The organism is Paenimyroides baculatum (assembly GCF_008629655.1).
Lineage (GTDB): Bacteria > Bacteroidota > Bacteroidia > Flavobacteriales > Flavobacteriaceae > Flavobacterium > Flavobacterium baculatum.
This window is the reverse complement of sequence record NZ_VWSG01000011.1, coordinates 68,036-89,812: the sequence shown is the minus strand read 5'-3', so window position 1 is coordinate 89,812 and position 21,777 is coordinate 68,036. Positions and strand designations below refer to the sequence as shown.

Below are 21,777 nucleotides of genomic sequence, written 5' to 3'. Positions count from 1 at the left end.
TATCAAACGCGATTTTGACAATCAAACTGTTCAGTTAGATTTTAGCAACTTAAGTGCAGGAACTTATATGCTGAATATTAAAACTAAAGAAAACAGCCAATTTGTGAAAATTGTGAAAAAATAATTCTCTTCAATAATAAAAGTAAAAGCCGTTCGTAATGAACGGCTTTTTTGTTTAAGTAAAAATATTACATATTTGTTTTTAGGTCTTCACCATATTCGTTTGGTACTTTATCGCCTTCTGTGAAAGCTAAAATCAGGTTATAAATTGGTCTCAACATAAACCATTCGCTTTTACCAACATGGTACATTCTTCTAATAGCAACACCAATTCCAGGTAGCAATACAACAAGTGAATACACTCCACCAATCATACTAAATGCACTAACTTCTGTTATTGCTGCTAAAATTTGAAATCCATAAGAAATAGCAACATTAATTAAAAAGAACCACCAATATTCAGATCATCTTGCCCTACCGTTAAAAACGGCATAATTTTGTAAAACTTTTAAGTAATAGTTCATGATATTTTTTTAAATTTTATCAAACATAACAATTTTAACAAAATTTAAAAAAAATATCTTTAGCTAAAATATCAAAATAGCATGTTAATGCGCATCTAACCAATTGATTCCCTCGCCTATTTCAACTTCTAACGGAACTGCTAATTTAAAAGCGCTTTCCATTTCTTGTGTAATAATAGGTTTTACTTTTTCTAATTCATTTTTAGGAACATCAAAAACCAATTCATCATGTACTTGCAATAACATTTTGGTTTCTAAATTCTCTTTTATCAATCGGTTATGAATATTGATCATGGCAATTTTAATGATATCGGCAGCTGATCCCTGTATAGGCGCATTTACCGCATTACGTTCTGCACCGCCACGAACCACGGCATTTTGCGAGTTGATATCTTTTAAATACCTGCGACGACCCGAAACAGTCTGCACATATCCGTATTCACGAGCAAATTCAATTTGCGTGTTAATGTATTCGCGTAATTTTGGATAGGTTGCATAATAAGCATCGATCAATTCTTTACTTTCAGCACGATTTAAACTTGTTTGCTGACTTAAACCAAAAGCCGAAACACCGTAAATAATTCCGAAGTTTACCGTTTTAGCATTGCTACGCTGTTCACGCGTAACCTCTTCTAACGCTACATTAAAAACTTTTGCAGCTGTAGATTTATGAATATCTTCTTGCTTTTTAAACGATTCAATCATGTTTGGCTCTTCACTTAAAGCTGCAATGATTCGCAATTCAATCTGTGAATAATCGGCAGAAACCAACACATGGTTTTCATCTCTGGCAATAAATGCTCTACGAACTTTTTGTCCGCGTTCTGTACGAATTGGGATATTCTGCAAATTCGGATTGTTAGAACTTAACCTTCCCGTAGCCGCAACCGCCTGCATATAATCGGTATGCACGCGACCCGTTTTAGGATTTATTTGATTTGGCAACGCATCAACATAAGTGTTTTGCAGTTTAACAATTTGGCGCCATTCTAAAATATCGCGAACAATTTCGTTGTCTTTTGCCAAATCGCTCAAAACTTCCTCGCCCGTTGCATATTGACCGGTTTTGGTTTTCTTTATTTTGCCCGAACCAATTTTTAGTTTTTCAAAAAGGATGATACCCAACTGTTTTGGCGATGCCAGATTGAATTCTTCTTCGGCAGTTTCAAATATTTTTGCTTGAAGATTCTGTGCTTCTGCTGATAATTCTACTGAAAGTTTTTTTAAATAATCGACATCTAAACGAATTCCTTCTGATTCCATTTCGGCTAAAACAGAAACCAACGGGCTTTCGATTTTATCAAACAATTCCCTTGTTTTGCTTTGATCTAACTTCGGAGCAAACGTTTCTTTCAACTGATACGTAACATCGGCATCTTCACCCGCATATTCCTTTACATCTTCTACCGAAACATCACGCATAGATCTTTGACCTTTACCTTTTTTACCGATTAATTCTTCGATCGATTTTGGCTGATACTGTAAATAAGTTTCTGCCAAAACATCCATATTATGACGCATATCAGGGTTTATCAAATAATGTGCAATCATAGTATCGAACAAAAAGCCTTTAACTTCTACGTTGTAATTTTTAAGGACTTTAATATCGTATTTTAAATTCTGACCGATTTTTATAATTTGATCATTCTCTAAAAACGGACGGAATAGTTCGATCAATTCCTGTGCTTCGCCTTGATTTTCAGGGAACGGAATATAATATGCCGAACCTTTTGCGTACGAAAACGACATACCAACCAATTCTGCCAAATTAGCATCAATACTGGTTGTTTCGGTATCAAAGCAAACTTCGGTTTGTTCCAACAACGTTTTTACAAATAACTGTACAGCAAATTTTCCTTGAACCAGCTGATAAAAATGATCGGTATTTGATAAAGTTTTGTAGTAACCTTCGTCGGTAATTTTAATTTCGGTATCGCCTGTTTCAAAAAGCGAAAACTGATCGATGCTTTTCACAGGCTGTTTGCCAATTGGTGTTGGCTGCGTCATTACAACTTCGTCTGCAAAAATTTTATCGAATTGCTCTTTCATTCTGCGGAATTCCAGTCCTTGAAAAATCGCTTCGGTTTTTTCTACATCGGGTTTATCTAATCTGAAAAATTCTTCTTCAAATTCGACAGGACAATCTAAAAAGATGCGTGCCAATTCTTTTGAAAGCAGCCCGATTTCTTTATTAGCTTCGATCTTTTCGCGCATTTTTCCTTTTAGCTTATCGGTATTTTCCAACAGGTTTTCCATTGAACCGAATTCTGCCAACAGTTTCTTCGCTGTTTTCTCGCCAACGCCTGGTAATCCCGGGATATTATCAACAGCATCGCCCATCATTCCCAAGAAATCGATGACTTGCAAAGGATCTTGCACTTCGAATTTTTCCTGTACTTCTTTAACTCCCCAAATTTCTATACCGTTGCCCATACGTGCCGGGCGGTACATAAAAATATTTTCGGAAACCAGCTGTGCGTAATCTTTATCGGGTGTTACCATAAAAACCTGAAAACCTTCTTTTTCTGCTTTTTTAGATAAAGTTCCAATTAAATCGTCGGCTTCAATTCCCGGAACTTCGATAATCGGAATGTGCATTGCGGTTAAAATCTCTTTGATATAAGGTATCGAAATTTTAATAGCTTCAGGAGTTTCATCGCGATTTGCCTTGTATTCTGGGAAAATTTCGCATCGCGCCTGACTTCCGTCTTTATCAAAAGCAACTGCCAAATAATCGGGGCGTTCACGTTTTATAACATCCATTAACGAGTTCATAAAACCCATAACCGCCGATGTATCTAACCCTTTTGAGTTGATGCGGGGATTTTTTATAAAAGCATAATACCCACGAAAAATAAGCGCGTAGGCGTCTAAAAGAAATAAACGTTTCTGGTTGTTCATACTAACTGTTTCAAGAGCATCAAAAGTACAAAAAAGTTATGAGTTGTACGTTTTTAGTTCTCTGTTGAAACAAAGCACAACAAAGAACTAAAAACAATAATTTTTAGATTTATTTTATTTAAATATTTGAGATTTAATTACAATTATTATAAATATTGACAACATCAACAACCGAAAGTTCCTTTACATTAGCATTTTTAAGTAAATCACAATCAACAAGATAGTCGTCAATCATATTTCTAAGCACCTTATTTCTACCAATTCCAATAGTTATAGCATCACCATAATCTTCCATTACTAAAATCATTGTATCATCTTCTATCTTTTTTATCATGTGCATAATCATTGGTGGATCACCTACTGCTTCCATTACCAATTTACCTTCTTTAGAAATTTTAAATTTTGTAGCAGTTACAAAATATTCAAGACGATGACCTTGAATATCATCTACTTTTAAATACCAAAAGTGTTCATCAAACTCTTTATATTTTTTAAATTTGTATTTACCATAGTTACAATAAACAAAGGTGAATGGAACACTATTTATAAAAACATTCATTCGTAAAATTTGTTCACTTGCAACCTCATTTCCGTTAAAAACAATATTTTTTGCAGTCATTCTTTTAGGAATTTCAATTTTTCCAATTTTTGAAGTTCCATCTTTAAAATACATGGTTCCATCATATTCTTGTGCAAGCAAGAAATTAGAAACAAAGCACATAATGAACATTAAATATATTTTTTTCATCTTAAGAATTTTATTTTTTATCGTAAATATAAACAAACCACTTGTTTTAAATTAAAATGAACTATTAGAGATTGAATAATACTATAAATCATTAAAAAAAGCTTAACTAATAATAGCTATTTAAATCAAACTGTTAAAGTATTAAAAACGGTATTCGATAAAAAATCAAATTGGTGTACTTTTGATTCAAACTAAAACAGAATGATTCAAAAATTTATATACGTTATTCTACTTTTCATAATACTTGGCGAAGTTTACACCTGCCACCTTATTTATAAATTCACTAAAAAAAGATCGGTTGTTTTTGCGTACCTGCTTTTACTGGTTACCATAATTGCCAGCTTGTTTTTATATTTTAAAGGCAGCGATCAATCTAAAGGACAAACCGCAGAAAGTATGCACGTTATGGCATTGCTGCTGCTTTTTCTGTTACCAAAAATACTTATAAGTATTCCGCTGTTTTTTGAAGATATGTTCCGATTTACGCGATGGACAAGCAATAAATTTATCTATAAAAAAATTATTACAAATTCGCGCAGCAGTTTGTTGACCAAAATTGTATTAACAGCCGCTGGTTTACTTACACTTTCTATAATTTACGGCGTTTTTGTAGGGAAATACAATTTTAAAGTGCGAGAAGAAACCATTGCTTTTAAAGATTTACCTGCTGATTTTGACGGATTGAAAGTTCTGCAGATATCCGATTTGCACGTGGGAAGTTGGGATAATAAAGAAGCCATTGAAAAAGGTATTGAAATGATTAATGCTCAAGAATACGATATCTTACTTTTTACTGGTGATTTTGTAAATACATTGGCAACCGAAGCCGACCCGTGGATTGCAGCATTGCAAAAGATCAAAACACCAAAATATGGTAAATTTGCTGTTTTAGGAAATCACGATTATGGCGAATACGTGAAGTGGGATACCGAAGCTGCTAAAGAAGCAAATTTTGTCGCAATTAAAAACAATATCGAGAAAAGTGGTTTTAAGCTGCTTTTAAATGAAAATGTGGTTTTAAAAAGCAACAACGATTCTATTTATTTGTTAGGTGTAGAAAACTGGGGATTAAACTTTAAAAAAGCAGGCGATTTAAAGAAAACGTCAGAAAATGTTCCTACCGATGCCTTTAAAATTGTAATGACACACGATCCGTCTCATTGGGATGCTGAAATCGTAAATCATCAGCAGAAATACCAACTTACCTTATCGGGTCATACACATGGTATGCAGTTTGGTTTTGATATTCCGAGTGTTTTAGAATGGAGTCCGGCAGAATATATTTATCCTGAATGGGGCGGTTTATACAACAAAGGTCACCAATATATTTACGTAAACCGCGGTTTTGGATTTCACGCATATTCTGGAAGAGTTGGCATTTGGCCTGAAATTACCGTTTTAGAACTAAAAAAAAGCAAATAATAAAAGGTTAATTACCGAAAAATTATAATTTTGTATTGATAGAAAAAAGAGTGATATGTCAAAATTTGGTGATTTAATAAACTCAAACATTCCGGTTTTAATTCAGTTTACTGCTGAACATAATCCCGAATGCGAGCAAATGCAACAAATTATAGAAGAGGTAGCAGTAGAAATGGGCGAAAAACTGACCATAATTAATATTGATACCATAAAAAATCCGGAACTGGTTGAAGCCCTGCGCATAAAAAGCGAACCAACATTAATGGTTTACAAAAACGGTGCAATGGTTTGGCGACAGTCTGGTATTACCGATAAAAATTCGTTGGTAATGATTGCAAAAGCGTTTAATTAAAAAACATAAATAATTTATAAAAAGCAAACATCTCAATTTACGAGATGTTTTTTTATTTGTAGTTTTACAGCATAAAAATCTAGAAAATGTTTACAGTAAAAGAAATTCAAGAAGCACACGCAAAAGTAAAATCGGGTGCCGATTTTCCTAAATACATTCAGGAAATTAAAAAAATGGGCGTAACCGGTTTTGAAACCTGGGTAAAAGACAGTCATACCAATTATTTAGGAAGTAATGATTTTTCGGTACAATCAAACCCAAAATACGATGATCTGACTATTTCAGACAATTTAAATAAAGAGGAGTTTGCTCGTTTGTTAAAGATTCATCAGCAAGGCGAAACTGATTATTTTACTTTTTGCAAACACTGCGCAGAAACAGGAGTTGAAAAATGGATCGTTGATTTAGATGCATTAACCTGTACTTATTATGACAAAAAAGGAGATTTGGTTTTAACAGAGCAAATTCCGAGTTAAGATTATAAAGCAAAAAAAGAGTTTAAATTTGGAACTCTTTTTCTATACAAAATTGTTGTTTTTAAATATATCCTGATTTATCTGATCAATGTAGTTTAAAACTTCATCTTTACCAAATTCACTTTCAGAAGATGTTACAAAAAATGGTGGCACTTCTTCCCAACCATTTGCGTGTAATGCTTTTGTGTAAGCTGCCGTATGTTTTTGGATCGATCCTTTACTTATTTTGTCGGCTTTTGTAAAGATAATTCCAAACGGAACGCCGCTTTCGCCTAAATAGTTGATAAACTCCAAATCTATTTTTTGTGCTTCGTGACGAATATCAACCAAAACAAAAGCACTTACCAATTGTTCACGTTTCTCGAAATATTCGGTTATGAATTTCTGAAAGATCGCTTTTGTTGATTTTGAAACCTTTGCGTAACCGTATCCAGGTAAATCGACCAAAAACCAGTTGTTGTTGATCTTAAAATGATTTATTAACTGTGTTTTTCCCGGACGACTCGATGTTTTTGCCAGATTTTTATTGTTGGTAAGCATATTAATCAGTGAAGATTTTCCAACATTCGATCTTCCTATAAAAGCATATTCAGGAATAGGTTCGGTTGGACATTTCTTTACATCCGAATTACTTATGATAAATTCAGCAGTATTAATCTTCATAATTACTTTATATTTCGTTTTTCAAACCACTGGTCTAAAATTTCATTAAACTCGTTTGGTTTTTCCATCATTGCAGCATGCCCGCATTTATCGATCCAAAAAAGATCCGAATCTGGTAAAAGTTCGTGAAATTCTTCGGCAACATCGGGTGGTGTTACAATATCGTTCTTCCCCCAGATAATGCAGGTTGGTGTATGCATTTTCGGCAGATCTTTCGCCATGTTGTGACGAATGGCGCTTTTTGCAATTGTTAATGTTTTAATCAACTTAATACGGTCGTTAACCGTTGTAAAAACATCATCGACAATTTCTTTGGTAGCAACCGCCGGATCGTAAAAAACATCCTCAGCCTTCTTTTTTATAAACTCGTAATCGCCACGACGCGGATAAGAATCGCCCATTGCACTTTCGTACAAACCAGAACTTCCGGTAATTATTAAGGCTTCAACAGATTCCGGGTGCATCTTGGTGTAATACAACGCAATATGCCCGCCCAATGAATTTCCAAGTAGAATAATTTTCTCGTATTTTTTATGTTTTACAAAATCGTGTACAAATTTCGCAAAAGCTTTTATGTTGGTCTTTAGTATATTTAAAGTATAAATAGGCAATTCTGGTAGTACAACTTTATATCCTTTTTTAGGAAAATAATCTGATACTCCATCAAAATTACTTAAGCCGCCCATTAAACCGTGTAAAATAATAATTGGTGTACCTTCACCAATTTCAACGTATCTAAACTTTCCTTCTTCTTTTATGTTTCGCTCCATATATGCGATTTCAATTCGTACAAATATACGATATTAATAAAAAATCGTGTAAAGTTAAAGTAGTTTAATTACTAATTGATATTTAAACTACCCAACCTAACCCTTTTAGTTATTTAAATGTTTTGCATTTTTACGTGGTAAATCTACATTTATTTTGAAAGATACTTATATATTTTTTAAGCTTGCCTAAAAATCTTTAAAAATTATTTTAATCCTTATAATCAATCACTTACAAAAACACAACGCGTAATCAAAAACTTATCAACAAAGTGGTAAAAAGTGGTAGGAAGTGGTAAAATTTTAATTACTTTTGTTTTGTAATTAATCTAATGTAGAAATTTAATGCAACCAATAGTAGGTACATACGAATGTAAAATTGACACCAAAGGAAGGGTGTTGATACCTGCTGCATTAAAAAAACAACTGATTTCTGTTGGCGATGGTTTTATACTAAAGCGCTCTGTTTATGAGAAATGCGTAGAACTTTGGCCAATGAACGAATGGAACAAAATGTTAGAAAAATTAAACGAACTAAACCGTTTTAACCGCAAGGCAGACACCTTTATTCGCAAGTTTATGGCGGGTGTAAAGATAGTTGATATAGATGACGCCGGACGTTTGCAAATAAGTAAAGATTTGGTTGAATTCGCTAATATTTCTAAAGACGTGGTGTTTTCATCGAAAATTAACCTGATTGAAATCTGGAATAAAGATTTATACGAACAAATTGTAAACGATGAAGAAATTGACTTTGGCGATTTAGCCGAAGAAGTGATGGGATCAATAAATAATTATGGAGCATAACGAATACGAATATCACAACCCCGTACTTTTAAAAGAAACGGTTAACGGTTTAAACATAAAGCCCGATGGAATTTATGTTGATGTTACTTTTGGCGGCGGCGGACATTCAAAAGAAATTATGCGTCATTTGGGACCTAACGGAAAATTGTTTGCTTTTGATCAGGATACCGATGCGTTAGAAAATGCAATAGACGATGACCGTTTTACATTAATCAATGAAAATTTTCGTTTCATAAAACGATTTTTACGTGTTTACGGAATTAAGCAGGTCGATGGTATTTTAGGCGATTTCGGTGTATCATCACATCAGTTCGATGTTGCTGAACGCGGGTTTTCAACTCGTTTTGATGCAGAATTAGATATGCGTATGAACCAAAACAGCAGTCTTTCTGCCTACGAAGTAATCAACGATTATGACGAAGCCGCATTAAGCAAAATGTTTTTTTCTTACGGCGAACTAAACAATGCACGCGGTTTGGCTGCAGCAATTATAACCGCACGAAAAGAAGAACCAATAAAAAATTCAGAACAGTTAAAAAAAATATTCTCGCGTTTTTTACCGGCTCACAAGAGCAATAAAATTTTAGCGCAGATTTATCAGGCAATTCGTATTGAAGTAAATCAGGAAATGGATGCTTTAAGAGAATTCTTGGAACAATCGTTAGAAATACTAAAACCAGGCGGGCGATTAAGCGTAATATCTTATCATTCTTTAGAAGACAGATTGGTAAAACGCTTTATTAAAAACGGAATGTTTGAAGGCGAACCTGAACGCGATTTTTTCGGAAGATTTGAAGTTCCTTTTGAAACCATAGGAAAACTGATCGTTCCAACTGATGAAGAAATTAAAGAGAATAACCGTGCACGCAGTGCCAAATTAAGAATAGCAGAAAAAAAATAGAATGGGATTAAACAATATAATAAAAGCAAAATTTTTGGTTGAAGGGCAATCGTTGAAAAATTGGCTTTTTATTATATACATTGTTTTCTGGACGTTGGTCTTGATTGCAAACAACCACTTTTACGAGCAAAAAATGATGAAGGCAAAAGATTTAACCGAACAGGTTAAAGAGCTTCGATCAGAATTTGTTGATAAAAGATCAGAATTAATGCAGTTGAGAATGGAATCGAATGTTTCTAAAGAAATGGAATTTTACCAAATCTTACCGTCATCGGTTCCACCAAAAAAAGTAAAAGTTGTTATAGAGAAAGAAAAAAAGTGGTATGAGATATGGGATTAGCGAAGAAAACAGAAAATAACAGAATTTACTTTGTTTTCTTTGGAATGCTTGCCATTGGTATTGCCATTTTTTTAAAAATGAGCATCATTCAGTTTAAAGAGGGCGAACAATGGCGCAGTAAAGCCGACAGTTTAACGATAAAAGACGAGATTATTCCGGCAAACCGCGGAAACATCTATTCGGCAGACGGCAGTTTACTGGCAACATCCATTCCAAAATACACGGTTTATTTCGATCCTTATTCACCATCAAACGAACATTTCGAACAAAATATACGCGGTTTTTCCGATTCTTTAGCCAAGTTCATTCCAAAAAAATCGGCAGGCGAATATGAATCTTATTTCCGCAAAGCACGTTCAAACAAAAAGCGCTACGTACATATTGCCACCAAATTAAGTTACACGCAGTACATGAAACTAAAATCGTTTCCGCTGTTTAATCTGGGCAAGTACAAAGGCGGAATGATTGTAAACCAGGTGCATGTACGCGAATACCCAATGGGAATGATCGCCAACAGAACCATAGGTTACGAACGTTTAAATGACGATAAAACAATTACAAGAAAAGGTATAGAAGCTGCTTTTACCGATTATTTAACAGGTAAAGAAGGTAAGCGTAAGGTACAGAAAATGTCTAAAAACCTTTGGAAACCAATTCACGATGAAAATGAGATTGATCCAAAAGATGGTTACGACATTACCACAACCATAGATGTGTATGTTCAGGATATTGCGCACCACGCCTTGTTAAGTTCTTTGGAATACTATGAAGCCGATCACGGAACAGTGATTGTGATGGAAACAAATACTGGGCAGATTAAAGCAATATCGAACCTTGGAAAGATTGATGACGGATCGTACCGCGAAACAGTAAATTATGCTGTTTTAGAACGCCATGATCCGGGTTCTACCTTTAAACTGGCATCGTATTTAGCTTTGTTAGATGATGGCAAAGCCGATACAGCTACTATTTATGATACGCATGGTGGAGTTGTAACTTTTTCTGGCAGACAGGTTCGTGATTCTAACCGACGTGGTTACGGAAAGATTTCTTTAGGTCGTGCATTTGAAGTTTCATCGAATACCGTTGTTACGCAAGCAGTAAATCAGGCTTATAAAGACAATCCAAAAGATTTTACAGATAAAATGAAAGATTTTGGTTTTAACGCTACTTTAGGATTGGATCTTAAAGGCGAACCAAAATCGTACATTCCTGTTCCGGGCGATAGAAACTGGAGTAAAATTGCCTTACCATGGATGGCTTACGGCTACGGAATTCTGGTAACGCCAATGCAAACGCTTACACTTTACAACGCAGTTGCAAATAACGGAGAAATGGTAAAACCACAATTTGTAAAGGAAATTCGAGATGTAAATCAGGTGATCAGAACTTTTGATAAAGAAGTGATCAACCCGCAGATTGTAAAACCAAAAGTGGTTAAGGAAATGCAGGCAATCATGAAAAACGTGGTTTTAAGAGGAACTGGAAAAGGTTTGCTTTCGCACGATTTTTCAATGGCTGGAAAAACAGGAACAGCGCAAATGAATTACGGAAACCGTGGCGGAATGTATTACGCATCGTCTTTTGTAGGATATTTCCCTGCCGATAATCCAAAGTATTCCTGTATCGTAGTGATCCATCGACCAACAAAACACAGTTATTATGGTGGCGATGTTGCCGGACCGGTTTTTAAACGTATCGCACAAAAGATTTTTACCGATGTGCCTTCGTTAAAAGAAATCAAAAACATAGAAACTCCGTCACAAGCGGCAGTAAAAAGTTATAAAAAATATTACGCAAACGTAAAGCAGTCGGGTTCTGCAATGCCTAATGTTGTTGGATTACCGGCAATGGACGCAGTAGCCATACTAGAAAATTTAGGTTTAAAAGTACAGATTGTAGGCTTTGGAAAAGTAACCAAACAATCGGTAGCAAACGGAGAAAGAATTACAAAACAACAAATAATTACATTAGAATTAAGTTGAAAAAATTAAAAGACATATTATATAAAGTATCGATAGATGCTGTTAGGGGTTCTACCAGTTTAGACATCTCTGATATTGTCTTTGATTCAAGAAAGATTACTCCAAACTGTGTATTTATCGCACAGAAAGGAACTATTTCTAACGGACACGATTACATTGAAAAAGCTATTGAAAACGGTGCAACTGCAATAATTTATGAAGACGATCCAGCAGTTTTTTCAGATGATGTTACCTACGTTAAAGTTGCCGATACCAATGAAGCATTAGCGTTTATCGCAGCTAATTTTTATGATAATCCGTCAGAAAAATTGTCTTTGGTTGGCGTAACCGGTACAAACGGAAAAACCACTATTGCTACCTTATTGCATCAGTTATTTACAAAAGCAGGTTATAAAGTTGGTTTGTTATCAACCGTAAAAATATTAATTGGTAACGATGCTTTTCCGGCAACGCATACCACACCCGATTCCATTACAATAAACAATTACTTAAACCAAATGGTTCAGGCAGGTTGTAGTTATTGTTTTATGGAAGTTAGTTCGCACGGAATTGCTCAAAAACGTATCGATGCATTAGTATTTAAAGGCGGGATTTTCACGAATCTTTCACACGATCATTTAGACTATCACAAAACATTCGCAGAATATCGCAATGTAAAAAAATCGTTTTTTGATTCACTTCCAAAAACAGCTTTCGCCATTAGCAATGCCGATGATAAAAACGGAGCGTTCATGTTGCAAAACTGTGATGCAAAGAAAACAATGTACAGCATACAAAATGTTGCCGATGTAAACGGAAAAATCATTGAAAGTCAGTTTAACGGAATGCTGTTAAACATCAATAATCAAGAAGTTTGGGTGCAGTTAATCGGTAAGTTTAACGCATCAAACCTATTAGCAATTTACGCAACAGCTTTAGAATTAGGTTTAACCAAAGAAGAAGTTTTGGTGCATTTAAGTACGTTGCAAAGTGTTTCGGGCAGATTTCAGTTTATCGTTTCGAAAACTAAAATCACCGCAATTGTAGATTACGCACATACACCAGACGCGTTGGAAAACGTACTAAAAACCATTGCCGAAATTCGCACGTTTAACGAACAATTGTTTACAGTTGTTGGTTGTGGCGGAAATCGCGATAAAGAAAAACGCCCGGTAATGGCACGCATTGCAACAGAAAACAGCGATACGGTTATTCTTACATCAGACAATCCGCGTAACGAAGATCCTTTTGAAATTTTAAAGGAAATGGAAGCAGGTGTTGAAGCGCAGAATACCAACAAATATCTAACAATAGAAGACCGTCACCAAGCTATAAAAACAGCCTGTAAAATGGCTAAAGAAGGCGATATTATTTTAATTGCCGGCAAAGGTCACGAAGATTATCAGGAAATAAAAGGTGTGAAACATCACTTTAACGATTTAGAGGAAGTTATCAATTTTTTAAACGAATTCAATAAGTAAAATGCTATACTACTTATTAAAATATTTAGACTCAATGTTCGATTTTCCGGGATCGGCACTGTACCAGTTCATCACCTTTCGTTCGGGAATGGCGTTTATTTTATCCTTATTGGTATCAACCCTATTCGGAAAAAAAATCATCAATTATTTGCGCAGACAGCAAATTGGCGAAACCGTACGTGAGTTAGGTTTAGAAGGTCAGAACGAAAAAGCAGGAACGCCAACAATGGGTGGTATCATTATCATCATGGCAACGTTAATTCCGGTTTTGCTTTTGGCACGATTAGAAAACATCTATGTTCTGGTTTTGATTTTAACCACAATATGGATGGGTGTTATTGGCTTTTTAGATGATTACATCAAGGTTTTTAAGAAAGATAAAGAAGGTTTAAAAGGAAAATTCAAAGTTGTAGGACAAATTGGTTTGGGAGTTATTGTAGGAGCGATCTTCTATTTCCATCCGAATATTACCGTGCGCGATACGCCAAGTATTTTGTTGGAAACCGGCGTAACAAGTAAGTTCGATATTAAATCAACTACTACAACCATTCCTTTTTTTAAGGATAACGAGTTTAATTACGGACAGTTGATTTCATGGATGGGCGACGGATACGAGAATTACATCTGGTTAATTTTTATACCAATTGTAATTTTTATTGTAACGGCAGTTTCAAACGGAGCCAATTTAACCGATGGGATTGATGGTCTCGCCGCAGGAACATCCGCCATAACCGTTGTGGCATTGGGAATTTTTGCATTTGTGTCGGGTAACTTTGTTTTTGCAAACTACCTCAACATTATGTACATACCCAATTCCGGTGAAATGACGGTTTTCATAGCCGCCTTTGTAGGTGCGCTCGTCGGCTTTCTCTGGTACAATGCCTTTCCGGCACAGGTTTTCATGGGCGATACCGGAAGTTTAACCATTGGTGGTGTTATCGCCGTTTTGGCAATTGCGGTTCGTAAAGAAATGTTGATTCCTGTTTTGTGCGGAATTTTCCTAGCAGAAAACCTTTCGGTAGTTGTACAAGTAGCATATTTTAAATATACCAAACGAAAATACGGCGAAGGTAGACGCATTTTATTAATGTCACCATTGCATCATCATTATCAGAAAAAAGGCTATCACGAAAGTAAAATTGTAACCCGTTTTTGGATTGTAGGTATCTTTTTGGCAATTTTCTGTGTTGTATCATTAAAATTAAGATAACATGCGGTTGGTAATTTTAGGTGCAGGCGAAAGCGGTTTTGGAACAGCACTTTTAGGAAAGAAAAAAGGTTACGAAGTATTTGTTTCTGATTTTGGATCAATCAGTGAAAAATATCAGCAAATATTGAATAATGAAAAGATCGAATGGGAACAGCAGCAGCACACCGAAAGTAAAATTTTAAATGCCGATGTTGTTGTAAAAAGTCCGGGAATTCCTGATAAAGCTCCCATCGTAAAAAAGTTGCACGAGAAAGGCATCAAGGTAATATCCGAAATTGAATTTGTATATCAGTTTGCAAAGAATACATCAATCGCAATTACGGGCAGCAACGGCAAAACCACCACCACAATGCTAACCTATCATTTGTTAAAACAAGAAGGGTTGAATGTTGGTTTAGCGGGAAATATCGGTGAAAGTTATGCAAAACAAGTTGCGATAGATCCTGAAAAATTGTTTGTGTTAGAATTAAGCAGTTTTCAGTTAGACGGAAATATCGATTACAACCCGCACATTGCCATTATTACAAACATCAGTCCCGATCATTTAGATCGATACGAATATAAATACGAAAATTACATTGCATCTAAATTTCGTATCACAATGAATCAAACCGAAAAAGATTATTTGATTTACGATGCAGACGATGAAGCCATTAACAACTGGCTGAATAATAACCAAACAAAAGCACAATTGGTTCCTTTTTCACTGACAAAAAAGTTTGATAAAGGCGCTTATTTAGAAGATAACAACATTATAGCAATGATAAACAACGAGAAAATTACGGTTCCTGTAGCCGAAATTGCAATAGAAGGTAAACACAACGTAAAAAATGCTATGGCTGCTACATTAGTTGCGCAAATGATGCGCGTACGCAAACAAACAATTCGCGAAAGTTTATCTAATTTTCAAAATGCAGAGCATCGTTTGGAAAAAGTTGCTAAAATTAATAAAGTACAATACATAAACGATTCTAAGGCAACCAACGTTAATGCAACGTATTTTGCTTTGGAAAGTATGAATGTACCGACAGTTTGGATTGTTGGTGGTGTTGACAAAGGAAACGATTACGATGAATTAATGACGTTTGTTCACGAAAAAGTGAAAGCCATTATTTGTTTGGGAATTGATAATACAAAAATCATCAACGCGTTTTCGCCAATTGTAGATATTATCGTTGAAGCATCGTCAATGGAAGAAGCTGTAAAACTGGCTTCAAAAGCATCAGAAGAAGGTGATGCCGTTTTACTTTCGCCAGCTTGTGCAAGCTTCGATTTATTTACAAGTTACGAAGATCGCGGAACACAATTTAAAAACGAAGTACAAAAATTATAAACAAAATGAGAAAGTTATTATCCCAATTTCAAGGCGATAAAGCTATATGGGCGTACGTTGTGCTACTTGCCCTATTCTCGTTCATGCCTGTATTTAGCGCAAGTACCAACTTGGTGCACGTTGTTGGAACAGGTTCTATTATAGGTTTGTTGTTTAAACACTTCGGGCATATTTTTGTTGGAATCGTGATCATCTTTTTTGTGCACCGCATTCCGTTCGATCGTTTAAAATACCTAGCGCCAATTGCATGGGTTCCCGTTTCGCTACTGCTTTTTATCACAGCATTGCAGGGAATGATGATTGGTGGAGCAAATGCCAGCAGATGGATTAAAATTCCGTTATTGAATATATCTTTTCAGCCATCATCATTAGGTTGGATTGCCCTGATCGCCTACATTTCTTGGTTTCTATGGCGATTTGCCGATGAAAAATACACCTTTGGCTGGTCGTTATTATGGTTAGGCGTACCAACGGCATTCATTATTGGCCCAGTATTACCGTCGAATTTATCAACCGCCGCCATTATATTATTCACCATTGGTTTGCTGTTGTTTGTAGGTAAATATCCAACCAAATACATGACCAAAATTATAACCGGTTGTGCCATTATGGTTGCTTTGGCAATTGGTATGTTTAAGGCATTTCCAGATATGGCTCCTTCTCGATACAAAACTTGGGAAGCGCGTTTTAGTCGATTTGGCTCTGAAGATAAAGACGAAGATCGATATCAGATCGAAAATGCAAAAATTGCTATTGCACAAGGACAAATGTTTGGTGTTGGTCCTGGAAAAAGTGTTCAAAAGAACTTTTTACCGCAATCATCATCCGATTTTATTTATGCCATCATTGTAGAAGAATTCGGTTTTTTAGGTGGAATATCCATATTAATCGTTTATATATTATTACTCTTCCGATTTTTAGTAGTGAGCAACAAAGCGCCCAATTTGTTCGGAAAATATCTCGCCTTCGGGTTAGGTTTTTCGATCGTCTTTCAAGCATTCATCAATATGGGAGTTGCCGTAGAAATTTTTCCGACAACAGGTCAGCCTTTGCCGTTGGTTAGTTCGGGTGGAACATCAATCTGGATGACGTGTGTATCGTTAGGGATCATTTTAAGTATTTCCCGAAAAGAAGAACAGGTAAAAGAACAATTGGCGAATCAGGAAAAAAAGCAGGAAGAATTTAAACGGATTTTAGAAGAACAACAGGCAGAAGACGATTTAAAGAATGAAAACGATTCGGACGATAATCCGATCTATGCAGTTTTAAACAAATAAATTATGAAACCAAATCCAAGATTTATTATTAGCGGCGGCGGTACAGGCGGACATATTTATCCGGCTATTGCTATTGCAGACGAAATTAAGGCACAGATTCCTGCCGCCGAAATTTTATTTGTAGGCGCACAAGATAAAATGGAAATGCAGAAAGTTCCTGCTGCGGGTTATGATATCAAAGGATTATGGATTTCTGGTATTCAAAGAAAAATAACGGTTGATAACGCACTGTTTCCGGTTAAGTTTTTATCAAGCTTAATGAAATCGCGCAAAATCATCAAAGAATTTAAACCCGATGTTGTTATCGGAACCGGAGGGTTTGCAAGCGGTGCGGTTGTAAAAGTGGCGCAGCAAATGAATATTCCAACGGTTATACAGGAACAAAATTCGTATCCGGGAATTACAAATAAAATGCTGGCATCAAAAGCAAATGCAATTTGTGTGGCTTATGACGGATTATCGGCTTACTTTAAATCGAACAAAATAATCAAAACAGGAAATCCCGTTCGTCAGGATTTATTGACGATTGATACCAAACGCAGCGAAGCACAAGAATTTTACGGATTAAATCCTGATAAAAAAACAGTTGTTGTTTTAGGTGGAAGTTTGGGTGCTCGCAGAATAAATCAGTTGGTAAAAAAAGAACTGCCTTTTTTTAAAGAGCAAAACGTTCAGGTAATCTGGCAGTGTGGTAAATTTTATATCAACGATTACAAGAAATACCACAACAACGAAGACGTTTTTGTGTACGATTTTATAGAACGAATGGATTTGTTGTTTGCAGCTGCCGATGTTATTGTTTCGCGTGCCGGAGCATCATCTGTTTCAGAATTGGCAATTGTAGGCAAACCGGTAATTTTTATTCCGTCGCCAAACGTTGCCGAAGATCATCAGACAAAAAATGCCAAAAGCATTACCGATAAAAACGCAGCAGTATTGTTGAAAGAAGCCGATTTAGACAGTCAGTTTCAAGAACAAATGCTACGCTTATTAACAAACGATCAGGTTGTAGAAGCATTGTCAAAAAACATTAAAACATTAGCATTACCAAATGCTACAAAAGATATAGTAAACGAAATTTTTAAGTTGGTTAAGTAATGAATTTAAAAGACATACATAATGTATTCTTTATAGGAATCGGCGGTATTGGCATGAGTGCCATTGCCCGATACTTTAAGCGTATTGGTAAAAACGTTGCCGGATACGACAAAACGCCTACGCAGTTAACGCACGAGTTAGAAGCCGAAGGTATTGCCATTCATTACACCGACGATTTAGAAAATATTACAGCAGATTATCAAAATACCGAAGATACTTTGGTGGTTTATACACCGGCTGTTCCAAAACATCATACCGAACTTAATTATTTTCAGAATAATGGTTTTTCAGTAAAAAAACGTGCCGAAGTTTTAGGCATTATTACTAAAAACAGTTTTTCGCTGGCAGTTGCGGGTACGCACGGTAAAACAACTACATCTAGCATGTTGGCGCATATTCTGATTGCTGCAAACGCTTCGGTTACTGCATTTTTAGGCGGAGTTGTTGAAGGATACGATACTAATTTAATTGGTAACGGAACAGATGCTACGGTTGTGGAAGCCGATGAGTTTGATCGATCTTTTTTACACCTGCACCCGAATATTGCTTGTGTAATTTCAGACGATGCCGATCACTTGGATATTTACGGAACCAACGATGCCATTAAATCATCGTTTGCAGAATTTGCATCGAAAATAAGCGATAAAGACAAACTGTTTATCGCACAAGGAATTGAAAACATCAACGGTACAGAAGTTTCAGTAAACGGAACGGCTGTTATCAATGCCTACAATTTACGATTCGAAAACGGCAAACGTGTTTTTGATTTAGATTTTAAAGGCGAAAAAATTATCGATATAAAATTACTAATGCCCGGCGAACACAATGTATTGAACGCTTCACTGGCATTTGCAATGGCTAAAACTTATGGTTTAAGCAATGAAGAAATTAAATCGGGATTAGACAGTTTTAAGGGAATCCGTCGTCGTTTTTCTTTTAAGATTAATACCGAAAAATTAGTGATGATTGACGATTACGCACATCATCCCACAGAAATAAAAGCGGTAAGCCAGGCAGTACACGAAATGTACCCTAATAAGAAGATTACAGCTGTGTTCCAACCCCATTTATTCTCTAGAACAAGAGATTTTATGGATGGATTTGCCGAAAGCTTATCAACATTCAACAATGTAGTTTTGCTTGAAATCTACCCAGCACGCGAGTTGCCGATAGAAAACATCAATTCTGAAGTGTTAATAAATAAGATAAAATCGGCGTCGAAAATTTTGTTGCCTAAAGAAGAATTAGTATCTTTTTTAACGGAAAATACACCCGAAGTTCTTTTAATTATCGGCGCAGGCGATGTAGGCGAAATGGTAGATGAAATTAAAACAGAATTAGAAAAAAATAATTGACAAAATGATTAAAAAAATCAATTGGTTCGATGTATTTTTGGCGCTTGTAATTGCCGCCCTGTTTGCTTTGGTTGCCTTTGCTAACCAACGAAACAATGCACGTTATATTGAACAAATTGATGTAAAACTTTTAAGTTCTGACAATCATTTTATTACGCAGGAAATGGTAGAAAAATCGATCATTCAAACCTTTCCCCGCGATTCTAAAATTGTAAACAGCGAACTGAACTTAAAAAAGATCGAAGACAAGCTGAACAAACATCCAATGATTGCAAAATCGGAAGTGTTTGTTGATGTAGACGGAAAATTACATGCCCAGGTTAGCCAAAAAAAGGCAATGGCAAGGGTAATGAACGGCACCGGATCGTTTTATATTGATGAAAGCGGTGATAAAATGCCTTTATCAAACCAGTTCAGTGCACACGTGCCGGTGGTTTATGGCGAATTGAAACCAAAAAATAAAAAAGTTTTTTCTGATTTGTTGAATATGATAAGTAACGACGAATTTTTAAAAACAACGATAACGGGTATCAAGATAAATCCCGATCAGTCATTAATTTTCACCGTTCGCGATTACAATTATATGGTTGAATTTGGGCATTTAAAAGAAATAGAGAAAAAGTTTGACAATTACAAGGCTTTTGTACATTATTCAAAAAACGATACCCTTATAGGTTATTACAAAAACGTTAATTTAAGATTTACAGAGCAAGTAGTTTGCACGAAATAAAAGGATATGAATAAAGAAAACATTGCTGTAGGATTAGATATTGGAACAACAAAAATTGTTGCAATGGTAGGTAAAAGAAACGAGTATGGCAAGCTCGAAATTCTTGGTATTGGTAACGCAAAAAGTTTAGGTGTAAAACGTGGTGTGGTTAACAATATTACGCAAACTATACAATCAATTCAACATGCGGTGGCGCAGGCATCGGCAGAGTCGGGCTGTAAAATCAACGACGTAGTTTTAGGAATTGCCGGGCAGCACATCCGCAGTATTCATCACCAGGAATACATTACACGCGATAAGCCTGAAACAGTGATTTCAGAAATTGATATTGACAAGTTAATAGCGCAGGTACAGAAATTAAACATGTTACCGGGCGAAGAAATAATACATGTATTACCACAAGAATTTAAGGTTGATGAAGAAGGCGGAATAAAAGAACCAATTGGTATGTACGGCCGCCGTTTAGAAGCAAGTTTCCATGTAGTTGTTGGGCAGTCGGCTTCTATCCGTAATGCAGGTCGTTGCGTAAAAGATTCAGGGTTAGAATTATCGGGTTTAACATTAGAACCTTTGGCATCGTCAGACGCCGTTTTAAGTCAGGAAGAAAAAGAAGCCGGTGTAGCATTGATTGATATTGGTGGCGGAACAACAGATTTAGCCATTTTTAAAGACGGAATTATTCGCCACACAGCCGTAATTCCTTTCGGTGGAAATGTTATTACAGAAGATATTAAAGAAGGTTGTTCGATCATTGAAAAACAGGCAGAACAATTAAAGATACGTTTTGGATCGGCTTGGCCAGGCGAAAACAAGGATAACGAAATTGTTTCAATCCCAGGTTTACGCGGTCAGGAAGCAAAAGAAATTTCATTAAAAAACCTTTCAAAGATCATTCATGCACGTGTTGTAGAAATTATAGATATGGTTTTTTCTGAAATTAAAGCTTACGGATACGATAATCCCCGCAAAAAATTAATTGCAGGAATTGTTTTAACCGGCGGTGGATCAGAACTAAAACACATAAAACAGTTGGTTGAATACATTACGGGGATTGATACACGTATTGGTTATCCAAACGAACATATTTCGGGCGAATCGGCAAAATTGGTTTCACGTCCGTTATTTGCAACAGCAGTTGGATTAATGATGGAAAGCGATATTAACAATTCGCGCAGTCGTTTGTATATTCAAGAACATCCTGGCGTAAAAATCCAGCCAAAAGCAGAACCTATCGGCACACCAATTGAACAAAAAGGCGGTATTCAAATGAATACCATTACCGATAAACCGCAACAAAACAGCGATCAAACCGAAAGTAACGAGGAGTCGCAGATAGATGTGGAACAAGGAACATCGGCTTACATTGAAAACCGTTTCCTTGGAAAATTTATAAAGAAGTTTAAAGATTTTATTGATAAAGCAGAGTAA

At 35.7% G+C, this 21,777-nt stretch carries 20 protein-coding genes and 1 pseudogene; 16 read left to right on the top strand and 5 right to left on the bottom strand.

The genetic code is table 11. The features are described 5' to 3' along the window. Nucleotide 1 precedes the first annotated feature (1 nt). Entirely contained in the window at nucleotides 2-124 is a 123-nt protein-coding gene (locus tag F0460_RS16450) for a T9SS type A sorting domain-containing protein (protein ID WP_150014111.1), read from the top strand. Nucleotides 125-188: 64 nt separating this feature from the next. Here the strand turns inward: F0460_RS16450 and F0460_RS13475 are convergent. From F0460_RS13475 to F0460_RS13465, 3 genes and pseudogenes are all read right to left on the bottom strand, one after another. Then, nucleotides 189-452, bottom strand: a pseudogene (locus tag F0460_RS13475) (DUF805 domain-containing protein); the annotation flags it as partial. Between the two features lie 156 nt (nucleotides 453-608). After that, nucleotides 609-3,425: a DNA polymerase I gene (polA, locus tag F0460_RS13470; protein WP_150014109.1), complete on the bottom strand. Its 2,817-nt coding sequence runs from the start codon at nucleotides 3,423-3,425 to the stop codon at nucleotides 609-611. 133 nt (nucleotides 3,426-3,558) lie between these two features. Beyond that, entirely contained in the window at nucleotides 3,559-4,173 is a 615-nt protein-coding gene (locus F0460_RS13465; protein ID WP_150014108.1) for a hypothetical protein, read from the bottom strand. 201 nt (nucleotides 4,174-4,374) lie between these two features. Between F0460_RS13465 and F0460_RS13460 the strand changes: the two genes are divergently transcribed. The 3 genes from F0460_RS13460 to F0460_RS13450 all read left to right on the top strand — a co-directional run bounded on the left by F0460_RS13460 (nucleotide 4,375) and on the right by F0460_RS13450 (nucleotide 6,423). Beyond that, nucleotides 4,375-5,595 (top strand): metallophosphoesterase, encoded by a 1,221-nt coding sequence (locus F0460_RS13460; protein WP_150014106.1) that lies wholly within the window; start codon nucleotides 4,375-4,377, stop codon nucleotides 5,593-5,595. A gap of 55 nt (nucleotides 5,596-5,650) precedes the next feature. After that, nucleotides 5,651-5,947 carry a thioredoxin family protein gene (locus tag F0460_RS13455; protein ID WP_150014103.1) on the top strand — a complete coding sequence of 99 codons (297 nt, stop codon included), beginning with the start codon at nucleotides 5,651-5,653 and terminating at the stop codon, nucleotides 5,945-5,947. Between the two features lie 86 nt (nucleotides 5,948-6,033). Further along, nucleotides 6,034-6,423, top strand: a complete 390-nt coding sequence (locus F0460_RS13450; protein ID WP_150014101.1) for a DUF1398 domain-containing protein — start codon at nucleotides 6,034-6,036, stop codon at nucleotides 6,421-6,423. A gap of 42 nt (nucleotides 6,424-6,465) precedes the next feature. On the opposite strand, the gene yihA is transcribed toward F0460_RS13450, so the two are convergent. Beyond that, nucleotides 6,466-7,086, bottom strand: coding sequence for a ribosome biogenesis GTP-binding protein YihA/YsxC (gene yihA / locus F0460_RS13445; RefSeq protein ID WP_150014099.1), 621 nt, complete (start codon nucleotides 7,084-7,086; stop codon nucleotides 6,466-6,468). A 2-nt stretch (nucleotides 7,087-7,088) separates the two neighbouring features. Next, nucleotides 7,089-7,856 (bottom strand): alpha/beta fold hydrolase, encoded by a 768-nt coding sequence (locus F0460_RS13440; protein ID WP_150014097.1) that lies wholly within the window; start codon nucleotides 7,854-7,856, stop codon nucleotides 7,089-7,091. Between the two features lie 342 nt (nucleotides 7,857-8,198). Between F0460_RS13440 and mraZ the strand changes: the two genes are divergently transcribed. The 12 genes from mraZ to ftsA are packed head-to-tail and all read left to right on the top strand — an operon-like array spanning nucleotide 8,199 to nucleotide 21,777. Continuing rightward, nucleotides 8,199-8,660 (top strand): division/cell wall cluster transcriptional repressor MraZ, encoded by a 462-nt coding sequence (gene mraZ, locus F0460_RS13435; protein WP_150014095.1) that lies wholly within the window; start codon nucleotides 8,199-8,201, stop codon nucleotides 8,658-8,660. Then, entirely contained in the window at nucleotides 8,650-9,561 is a 912-nt protein-coding gene (rsmH, locus tag F0460_RS13430; RefSeq protein ID WP_150014093.1) for a 16S rRNA (cytosine(1402)-N(4))-methyltransferase RsmH, read from the top strand. The genes mraZ and rsmH overlap by 11 nt, the downstream gene beginning before the upstream one ends. Nucleotide 9,562: 1 nt before the next feature. Further along, nucleotides 9,563-9,901: an FtsL-like putative cell division protein gene (locus tag F0460_RS13425; RefSeq protein ID WP_150014091.1), complete on the top strand. Its 339-nt coding sequence runs from the start codon at nucleotides 9,563-9,565 to the stop codon at nucleotides 9,899-9,901. After that, complete coding sequence (locus tag F0460_RS13420) at nucleotides 9,892-11,886, top strand: penicillin-binding protein (protein ID WP_150014089.1); 1,995 nt, start codon at nucleotides 9,892-9,894, stop codon at nucleotides 11,884-11,886. Before F0460_RS13425 ends, F0460_RS13420 begins: the two co-directional genes overlap by 10 nt. Beyond that, a complete protein-coding gene (locus tag F0460_RS13415) occupies nucleotides 11,883-13,346 on the top strand; it encodes a UDP-N-acetylmuramoyl-L-alanyl-D-glutamate--2,6-diaminopimelate ligase (RefSeq protein ID WP_150014087.1) in 1,464 nt (487 codons plus the stop codon). The genes F0460_RS13420 and F0460_RS13415 overlap by 4 nt, the downstream gene beginning before the upstream one ends. 1 nt (nucleotide 13,347) lies before the next feature. Next, nucleotides 13,348-14,556, top strand: coding sequence for a phospho-N-acetylmuramoyl-pentapeptide-transferase (gene mraY, locus F0460_RS13410; protein WP_150014085.1), 1,209 nt, complete (start codon nucleotides 13,348-13,350; stop codon nucleotides 14,554-14,556). 1 nt (nucleotide 14,557) lies between these two features. Then, entirely contained in the window at nucleotides 14,558-15,889 is a 1,332-nt protein-coding gene (gene murD, locus F0460_RS13405) for a UDP-N-acetylmuramoyl-L-alanine--D-glutamate ligase (protein ID WP_150014083.1), read from the top strand. Between the two features lie 5 nt (nucleotides 15,890-15,894). After that, the gene (locus tag F0460_RS13400) at nucleotides 15,895-17,166 is read left to right on the top strand and encodes an FtsW/RodA/SpoVE family cell cycle protein (protein WP_150014081.1); all 1,272 of its coding nucleotides are present in this window, start codon (nucleotides 15,895-15,897) and stop codon (nucleotides 17,164-17,166) included. 3 nt (nucleotides 17,167-17,169) lie between these two features. Continuing rightward, the gene (gene murG, locus F0460_RS13395) at nucleotides 17,170-18,264 is read left to right on the top strand and encodes an undecaprenyldiphospho-muramoylpentapeptide beta-N-acetylglucosaminyltransferase (RefSeq protein ID WP_150014079.1); all 1,095 of its coding nucleotides are present in this window, start codon (nucleotides 17,170-17,172) and stop codon (nucleotides 18,262-18,264) included. Beyond that, nucleotides 18,264-19,619: a UDP-N-acetylmuramate--L-alanine ligase gene (gene murC / locus F0460_RS13390; protein WP_150014077.1), complete on the top strand. Its 1,356-nt coding sequence runs from the start codon at nucleotides 18,264-18,266 to the stop codon at nucleotides 19,617-19,619. The genes murG and murC overlap by 1 nt, the downstream gene beginning before the upstream one ends. A gap of 4 nt (nucleotides 19,620-19,623) precedes the next feature. Then, nucleotides 19,624-20,349, top strand: coding sequence for a cell division protein FtsQ/DivIB (locus F0460_RS13385; protein WP_150014075.1), 726 nt, complete (start codon nucleotides 19,624-19,626; stop codon nucleotides 20,347-20,349). 6 nt (nucleotides 20,350-20,355) lie between these two features. Further along, nucleotides 20,356-21,777, top strand: a complete 1,422-nt coding sequence (gene ftsA / locus F0460_RS13380; protein WP_150014073.1) for a cell division protein FtsA — start codon at nucleotides 20,356-20,358, stop codon at nucleotides 21,775-21,777.

Coding starts and splice junctions, on each gene's coding strand:
- polA (WP_150014109.1), bottom strand. CDS start 3,425: ATGAACAACCAGAAACGTTTATTTCTTTTAGACGCCTACGCGCTTATT.
- F0460_RS13465 (WP_150014108.1), bottom strand. CDS start 4,173: ATGAAAAAAATATATTTAATGTTCATTATGTGCTTTGTTTCTAATTTC.
- F0460_RS13460 (WP_150014106.1), top strand. CDS start 4,375: ATGATTCAAAAATTTATATACGTTATTCTACTTTTCATAATACTTGGC.
- F0460_RS13455 (WP_150014103.1), top strand. CDS start 5,651: ATGTCAAAATTTGGTGATTTAATAAACTCAAACATTCCGGTTTTAATT.
- F0460_RS13450 (WP_150014101.1), top strand. CDS start 6,034: ATGTTTACAGTAAAAGAAATTCAAGAAGCACACGCAAAAGTAAAATCG.
- yihA (WP_150014099.1), bottom strand. CDS start 7,086: ATGAAGATTAATACTGCTGAATTTATCATAAGTAATTCGGATGTAAAG.
- F0460_RS13440 (WP_150014097.1), bottom strand. CDS start 7,856: ATGGAGCGAAACATAAAAGAAGAAGGAAAGTTTAGATACGTTGAAATT.
- mraZ (WP_150014095.1), top strand. CDS start 8,199: ATGCAACCAATAGTAGGTACATACGAATGTAAAATTGACACCAAAGGA.
- rsmH (WP_150014093.1), top strand. CDS start 8,650: ATGGAGCATAACGAATACGAATATCACAACCCCGTACTTTTAAAAGAA.
- F0460_RS13425 (WP_150014091.1), top strand. CDS start 9,563: ATGGGATTAAACAATATAATAAAAGCAAAATTTTTGGTTGAAGGGCAA.
- F0460_RS13420 (WP_150014089.1), top strand. CDS start 9,892: ATGGGATTAGCGAAGAAAACAGAAAATAACAGAATTTACTTTGTTTTC.
- mraY (WP_150014085.1), top strand. CDS start 13,348: ATGCTATACTACTTATTAAAATATTTAGACTCAATGTTCGATTTTCCG.
- murD (WP_150014083.1), top strand. CDS start 14,558: ATGCGGTTGGTAATTTTAGGTGCAGGCGAAAGCGGTTTTGGAACAGCA.
- F0460_RS13400 (WP_150014081.1), top strand. CDS start 15,895: ATGAGAAAGTTATTATCCCAATTTCAAGGCGATAAAGCTATATGGGCG.
- murG (WP_150014079.1), top strand. CDS start 17,170: ATGAAACCAAATCCAAGATTTATTATTAGCGGCGGCGGTACAGGCGGA.
- murC (WP_150014077.1), top strand. CDS start 18,264: ATGAATTTAAAAGACATACATAATGTATTCTTTATAGGAATCGGCGGT.
- F0460_RS13385 (WP_150014075.1), top strand. CDS start 19,624: ATGATTAAAAAAATCAATTGGTTCGATGTATTTTTGGCGCTTGTAATT.
- ftsA (WP_150014073.1), top strand. CDS start 20,356: ATGAATAAAGAAAACATTGCTGTAGGATTAGATATTGGAACAACAAAA.